Source organism: Actinoplanes sp. TFC3, assembly GCF_001553785.1.
Classification (GTDB): Bacteria; Actinomycetota; Actinomycetes; order Mycobacteriales; family Micromonosporaceae; genus Actinoplanes.
The window spans coordinates 3,993,291-4,000,255 of record NZ_LOJP01000001.1; the positions used below are offsets into that span (position 1 = coordinate 3,993,291).

At 72.2% G+C, this 6,965-nt stretch carries 7 protein-coding genes and 1 pseudogene; 5 read left to right on the forward strand and 3 right to left on the reverse strand.

Features of this window, described 5'->3' with window-relative positions:
- The 5 genes from TFC3_RS17970 to TFC3_RS17990 all read left to right on the forward strand — a co-directional run.
- On the forward strand, window positions 1–2,197 hold a 2,197-nt coding region (locus tag TFC3_RS17970; protein ID WP_369819629.1), incomplete at its 5' end, for a tetratricopeptide repeat protein.
- Window positions 2,194–3,138, forward strand: coding sequence for a PP2C family serine/threonine-protein phosphatase (locus tag TFC3_RS17975; protein WP_067501121.1), 945 nt, complete (start codon window positions 2,194–2,196; stop codon window positions 3,136–3,138). The genes TFC3_RS17970 and TFC3_RS17975, both read left to right, overlap by 4 nt.
- An 8-nt stretch (window positions 3,139–3,146) precedes the next feature.
- Window positions 3,147–4,412 carry a VWA domain-containing protein gene (locus tag TFC3_RS17980; protein ID WP_067501122.1) on the forward strand — a complete coding sequence of 422 codons (1,266 nt, stop codon included), beginning with the start codon at window positions 3,147–3,149 and terminating at the stop codon, window positions 4,410–4,412.
- Window positions 4,409–5,041: an FHA domain-containing protein gene (locus TFC3_RS17985; RefSeq protein ID WP_067501124.1), complete on the forward strand. Its 633-nt coding sequence runs from the start codon at window positions 4,409–4,411 to the stop codon at window positions 5,039–5,041. The genes TFC3_RS17980 and TFC3_RS17985 overlap by 4 nt, the downstream gene beginning before the upstream one ends.
- A 46-nt stretch (window positions 5,042–5,087) precedes the next feature.
- Window positions 5,088–5,519, forward strand: a complete 432-nt coding sequence (locus tag TFC3_RS17990) for a DUF1707 domain-containing protein (RefSeq protein ID WP_082772130.1) — start codon at window positions 5,088–5,090, stop codon at window positions 5,517–5,519.
- Between the two features lie 181 nt (window positions 5,520–5,700).
- Here the strand turns inward: TFC3_RS17990 and TFC3_RS17995 are convergent, their stop codons facing one another.
- The 3 genes and pseudogenes from TFC3_RS17995 to TFC3_RS38070 all read right to left on the reverse strand — a co-directional run.
- Window positions 5,701–5,934, reverse strand: a complete 234-nt coding sequence (locus TFC3_RS17995) for a hypothetical protein (protein ID WP_153040281.1) — start codon at window positions 5,932–5,934, stop codon at window positions 5,701–5,703.
- 10 nt (window positions 5,935–5,944) lie between these two features.
- Window positions 5,945–6,727, reverse strand: a complete 783-nt coding sequence (locus TFC3_RS18000; protein ID WP_236718184.1) for an inositol monophosphatase family protein — start codon at window positions 6,725–6,727, stop codon at window positions 5,945–5,947.
- A gap of 5 nt (window positions 6,728–6,732) precedes the next feature.
- A pseudogene (locus tag TFC3_RS38070) lies at window positions 6,733–6,965 on the reverse strand (hypothetical protein); the annotation flags it as partial.

Genomic DNA, 6,965 nt, shown 5'->3' on the forward strand with positions numbered 1-6,965 from the left:
GTCCAAGAATCCCGCGCCCCGGCCCGCCCCCGCCCCGGTGGTGGAGACCCCGGCGGTCACTGCCGGTTCACGGCCCCGGCGTCCGGCGGCTCAAGGCGGTTTTAATTCCGCGATTCCCCGTACGGTCACAGCCCCCTCCTCGCGTACCGGCGCGCTGAGCACCCGCACCGGCGGTTCCAGCCGCACCGGCAGCTCGCGCAGCATGAGCCGGCGGCGCTTCGGCGGCGGGCTGGTCGACGTGACCCCGCTGGAGCCGCGCGACCCGTCGACCGCGGTGATGGCCGTGGCCGAGGTGCCCGAGGACAAGCGGTACTGCGCCAAGTGCGGCAACCCGGTGGGCCGGTCACGGGGCGAGCGCCCCGGACGTACCTCCGGATTCTGCCCTTCCTGTGGCGAGGCGTTCGACATGACGCCCAAGCTCACCAAGGGTGATCTGGTCGGCGGTCAGTACGAAGTGGTCGGCGCCCTCGCGCACGGCGGCCTGGGCTGGATCCACCTGGCGATCGACAAGAACGTCTCCGACCGGTGGGTGGTGCTCAAGGGCATCCTCAACTCCGGCGACGAGGACGCGCTGGCCGCCGCCGTGGCCGAGCGCCGCTTCCTGGCCGAGGTCGAGCACCCGGGCATCGTCAAGATCTACAACTTTGTCGAGCATGGCGGCGCCGGGTACATCGTCATGGAGTACGTCGGCGGCGACTCGCTCAAGGACATCCTCAAGCAGCGCCGGGCCCGCGCCGGGGCCACCGATCCGCTGCCGGTGGACCAGGCCATCGCGTACGTGCTGGAGGTGATGCCCGCGTTCGGCTACCTGCACGACCGCGGGCTGATCTTCTGCGACTTCAAGCCGGACAACGTCATCCAGACCGGCGACCAGGTCAAGCTCATCGATCTCGGTGGCGTGGTGCACATCGACGACCACGACGCCGCGCTCTACGGCACGCTGGGTTACCAGGCACCGGAAATGGCGGTGGCCGGCCCGTCGGTGCAGAGCGACCTGTTCACCATCGGGCGCACGCTGGCCGTGCTCACCACCGACTTCCGCGGCTACCAGAGCACCTACAAGGACAAGCTGCCCCCGCGCGAGGACTTCGAGGTCTACCAGCAGCACGAGTCGTTCTACCGGCTGCTGCTGCGCGCGACCCAGCCCGACCCGGCCGACCGTTTCGTCGACGCCGCCGAGATGACCGAGCAGCTGCTGGGCGTGCTGCGCGAGGTGCTCGCGGTCGCCGGTGAGCCGCGCCCGGCGCCGTCGCGGCTGTTCACCGCGGAGCTGCGCCTCGGCGACTCGGCCCAGGACGAGCCGCAATGGCGCTACCTGCCGACCCCGCTGGTGGACCTGAGCGACCCGGCGGCGGCGTTCCTGGCCTCGGTGACGGTGGTGGATCCGCGGCAGGTACTCACGCTGCTCGGCAAGGCCCCCGAGCACACCATCGAGGTGCAGTTGCGGGCGCTGCGGGCCTACATCGACATCGGCGCGGACGCCCACGGGCATGCCAGCAAGCTGCTCAACACCATCGTGGCCGCGCACGGGCAGGACTGGCGGATCGCCTGGTACGACGGGCTGCTCGGGGTGGCCGTGGGTGACTACGGGCAGGCCCGTGACCGCTTCGACGCCGTGTACTCGGCGCTGCCCGGGGAGCTGGCGCCCAAGCTGGCCCTCGGGTTGAGTCTGGAGCTGGCCGGGCGTCACGGCGAGGCGGTGCCGTATTACGACGTGGTGAGTCGCACCGACCCGGCGTACACGACGGCGGCCGCCGGGCTGGCCCGCTGCCGGCTGGAGATCGGCGACCGCGACGGCGCGGTGGAGGCGTACAACCGGGTGCCGGGCACCTCGGCGGCGTACCGCAGCTCGCAGGTCGGGGCGGTGCGGGCGCTGGTACGCGCCGAGGCCCAGCGCCCGGCCGACGTGGACGCCCTGGCCGCCGCGGCCTCGCTGATCGACCGCCTCGAGATTGAGGCCGCCCAGGTCGCGGCGCTGCGGGCCGAGCTGCTGCAGCGGGCGCTGTCGGCGATCGGCACCGGGCTGGCCGTGCCCCAGGCGGTGCTGGGCAACCCCGGCAAGGGCACCGCGCCGGAACGTGACGTGCGCTTCGCTCTCGAGGGCGCCTACCGGGAGATGGCCCGCGCCGCAACCGGCTCCGAGAAGGTCCGCCTGGTCGACCTGGCCAACTCCGTACGCCCGAGGACGCGCACATGAGTGACTGCCCGAACTGCCCCGACGAACGGGCGGCCGGCGCCGCGTTCTGCGAGAACTGCGGCAAGGCCCTGGCTACCGGCGAAACCCTGGACGTGGGCGCTGACTGTGCCTCGTGCGGGTCACCCGGCTCGGTCGGCGATGACGGCTACTGCCAGAATTGCGGCATGCTCGCCGGGCGCCCCCGCGATCACGTCGAAGCCGATGCCGGACCGGTGGCCGCCGCGGTGACCGACCGTGGGCTGCGCCACCACCGTAACGAGGACGCGATGTGGCTGGCCGTGCGCGGCGCCGATGTCGACGTGGTGGTCTGCGATGGTGTGTCGTCCTCGGCCGACCCCGATGTCGCCTCCGAAAGCGCGGCCGAGGCAGCCGGTAAGGCGCTGGCCCTGGATGCCGGTGTGGCCGACGCGATCCGCGAAGCTGCCGAGGCGGTCGCCGCGCTGGCCACCACCGGTGACCCGCGGCGCCTGGCGTCCAGCCCGGCCTGCACGATCGTGGCCGCCCGGGTGCGCGACGGCGAGGCCGAGTACGGCTGGGTCGGTGACAGCCGGGCGTACTGGGTGGCGCTGGAGACCGGGCACGCCGAGCCGCTGACCGAGGACGACTCCTGGGCCTCACACGCCATTGCGATGGGCGCCGACCCGCAGGCCGCCTGGAACGACCCGCGGGCGCACGCGATCACCGCATGGCTGGGGGCCGACGCCGGCCCGGTGCAGCCGCGCACCGCCACGTTGCGCCCGGACACCGCGGGAGTGCTCGTGCTCTGTTCCGACGGGCTGTGGAACTACCGCACCGAGCCGGCCGCGTTCGCGGAAACGGTGCTTGCCTGCGTACGGGAAAATGCTGATCTGGTCTCTGCTGCCCGCGCCTTGGTGGCGTTTGCGGTGGAGGCGGGCGGCGCGGACAACATCACCGTCGCCCTCGTCCCCCTCACCCCCTAGGAGAGCCCATGGCTTACAGTGCCGAGGCATTTCAGAACGAGTTCCTGGCCCTGGGCGCCACCGAGGTCAACGCGATCGTCACCGTCACCTCGTCCGGCGCGGAGGGCGGACGGCGCACCGGCGGCGCGAGCGAGATCATCATCGTGGACTGTTCCGGTTCGATGCAGGCCGAGGGCCGGATGGCCGCCGCCCGTCAGGCCGCCAAGGCCGCCGTGGGCTGCATCGACGACGGCGTGCACTTCGCGATCGTGGCCGGGGTGAGCACCGCCCAGCAGCTCTACCCGGCGCCGGGCCAGCTGGCCGTGTCCACCCCCGAGACCCGCGCGCAGGCGACCAGCGCGATCGACCGGCTGCAGGCCAACGGCGGCACCGCGATCGGCGCGTGGCTCAAGCTCGCCCACCAGCTGCTCGCCCAGCGCCCCGGCGACATCGCGCACGCCATCCTGCTCACCGACGGCGAGAACGGCGAGTACAAGGGCTACCTGGAGAGCGTGCTGCAGGAGATCGGCGGCTCGTTCACCTGCGACTGCCGCGGCGTGGGCACCAACTGGACGGTCTCGGAGCTGCGCAAGGTTGCCAACGCGATGCTCGGCACCGTCGACATCGTGGCGCGCCCGGAGGATTTGGCCGCCTCGTTCACCCAGATGATGACCACAGCCATGGGCAAGACCAACGGCGACGTGCAACTCAAGGTGTGGACCCCGGTCAACGCCACGGTCCGCTTCGTCAAGCAGGTGGAACCCCAGGTCGCCGATCTGACCGGCAAGCGAACCGAGGACGGCCCGCGCACCGGGCGCTACCCGCTGGGCGCCTGGGGGGCCGAGAGCCGCGACTATCACATCTGCGTGGACGTGCCGCCGGGCGCGGCGGGCGACGAGATGCTCGCCGCCCGGGTGTCGGTCGTGGAGGGCGAGAACGTGCTGACCCAGTCGCTGGTACGCGCGGTGTGGACCGACGACGCGGCGCTGTCCACCCGGATCAACCGCCAGGTCGCGCACTACACCGGGCAGGCCGAGCTGGCCGACGCGATCCAGGCGGGCATCGAGGCACGCAAGGCCGGCGACGACCGCACGGCAACGCTCAAGTTCGGCCGGGCCGCCCAGCTCGCCCACGAGAGCGGCAACACCGCCACCGAGGAGCTGCTGGCCACGGTGGTGGAGATCGATGACGCGGCGACCGGCACGGTACGGCTCAAGCGTAAGGTCGAGGCGGCCGACGAGATGGCCCTGGACACCCGCTCGACCAAGACGGTCCGGGTGGGTCGGTCGCAGTGACGACGTACGCCTGCCCCAAGGGCCACGAGTCGACGACCGACGACTTCTGCGACACCTGCGGAGCCAAGATCGGCGCGGCCGCCCCGGTCGCGCCTGAATCGGCAGCGGTAGCAGCAACGGCGGCGGTCAAGGAGACCTGCCCGCACTGCGGCACCCCGCGGGCGGGTTCCGGGCGGTTCTGCGAGGACTGCGGGTTCGACCACCAGACGGGCAAGGTGCCGGTGCTCGCCCCGCCGGCCCCGGTCGCCGCGTCGTGGACGGCCACGGTGGCGGCCGACCGGGAGTACTTCGAGGCCAACGGGATCGAGGGCGTGGACTTCCCGGACACCCCGGTGTCACGCACGCTCACCGTGCAACCGCCGCAGGTGCGCATCGGCCGGGGCAGCACCTCGGCCGGCACCGCGCCGGAGATCGACCTGCGCGACGACGACCCCGGGGTGTCGCACAACCACGCGCTGCTCACGCTCAGCGTGGACGGGATCTGGCTGCTGTCCGACTTGGGCTCCACCAACGGCACCTACCTCAACGACGAGCAGAAGCCGCTGAGCGCCGGGCAGAGCCGCAACCTGGCCGGCGGCGACCGCATCCACGTGGGCGCCTGGACCACGATCACGTTGCAGCGAACCTGAACCATATCGGCTCGCCGCGGCCGGGCGGCGCGCTACTTTCCCGAAGGTGAAGGACGAGCGGATCGGGACAGTGCACCGCACCCAGGTGATCGAGCTGCTCAACCGGGCGCTGGCCGAGGGCACCCTGGCCGAGCCGGACTACGACACCCGGGTGGTGGCGGTCAGCACGGCCACGTACGCCTCCGATCTGCTCGGCCAGGTCCAGGATCTGCCGCCGCGGTTGCAATGGGATCCCCGCAACGCCGCGCCGCCCACCCCGCCGGACGCGGGCGCCGGGCGCACCGCGCTGATCCTGGGGATCCTGTCCGTGCCGTTCTCGTTCTGCTTGATCGGCGGCGTGCTCGGGATCGTGGCCATCGTGCTGAGCTTTCGCACCAACGGCGCCCACACCGTCGGCCCGGCGCTGATCGGGCGCGTGCTGGGCATCATCAGCGTGGTGCTGACGGCCGGCGCGATCATCGCCCTGACCACCAACTAGCGTCCTGCCCCGCAGAGTCGAGGATGCCTCGGTGGGTTTCTTCCAGACGAACAGCTTGGGGTGGCTGTTCCAGTCGTTGATCCAGGCGCGCACGCCGGTCGCGAGGGCTTGGATGCCTTGTGGACACCGCAGCGGCCGCCGGCAGCAGCTCCAGGTGCAGAGGGTTCGTGGTTTGCGTGTGTCAGCCCAGCGCCGCCGACCCCGGCTCGACCGTCGAGCCTGCCCCTCCTGCTGCGAACCGGTCGTCCCCGTTGATCAGCACCCTCCCCGCCACCTGCGCGTCGGAATCGCTGAGCCCGAAGGACAACCCGGACGCATTCGCCGCCTGCTCGCCGATGACCCCGGCCTGCTCCCGTACGGCGGCGGTCATCACCACCGCGAGCGACACCGGCAGCACCGCGGCCGCCGCGATCACCGACCGCAAGTCACGGCCACAGCGCCGCGTGCGCCTCATGCCACAGGGCCGCACTGCGGGCGAACAGGTGCGTGCCCGCCCGCGGTCCTCGGATGCCGTCGGCTCCCCCGCACACCCCGCCCGCCTCGGTCACGATCAGCGAGGTAGCCGCGAAGTCCCACACCTGACCGCGGGTCTGCAACGCGAGGTCGAGTTCGCCGCTGGCCACCAGCAGCCCGGCGTGCGTTTCCCAGCCGGCCTGGGAAGCCCGGGCCACCAGCGGCGCGGCGATCAGCTTGTCGGATTCCAGGTAGTTCGGGGGCGCCGGGATGATGCCGAGTGTGGCGTCGGCCAACGCGCCGGGGCGGGCATCGGCGACCGAGAGGCGGCGCTCCTGCGTACCGTCGAGGTTGGCTTGAAAGGCCCCGCCGCCGCGCGTCGCCCACCACAGCGTGCCCTGCGCCGGGACCGCGGCCACTCCCGCCACGATCTCGCCGTCATCCTCCAGCGCGACCAGCACCAGCCACCGGTCGTCGCCGGACACGAACTGCGCGGTGCCGTCGATCGGGTCGATGATCCAGCGGCGCCGGCCGGTTCCCTCGGCGCCGCCCTCCTCGCCGAGGATGGCGTCGTCCGGGCGTTCGCGGTGCAGGACCTCGCGGATCGCTTCCTCGGATTCGCGGTCGGCCGCGGTGACCACGCTGCCGTCCGGTTTGCGCTCGTGGGGCAGCCCGCTCAGGTCGTCGAAGTGTCGCAGCGCGACGGCCGCCCCGGCGAGGGCGGCCGTGCGGGCAAGTTCCAGATCGTCAGACACGCCTGTCATCCTGCCGCAACGGGCTGCCGGTCAGGCGTGCGCCGTCGGTCCGGTCCCGTGACAAGGACCACCCGCCGAGCCTCCCAGGTGACAAGCGCCACGGCGGCCAGGGCGAACACCGTGTGGCTGACCGGCGTCATGACCGCTCCCCCGCCGGCCACCGGTTCGGTGCAGAAACTGTGCCACGCGTACGTCCCCAGCGCCCCCGCTGCCACCGCCAGCCGGTGCGGCCCGTCCC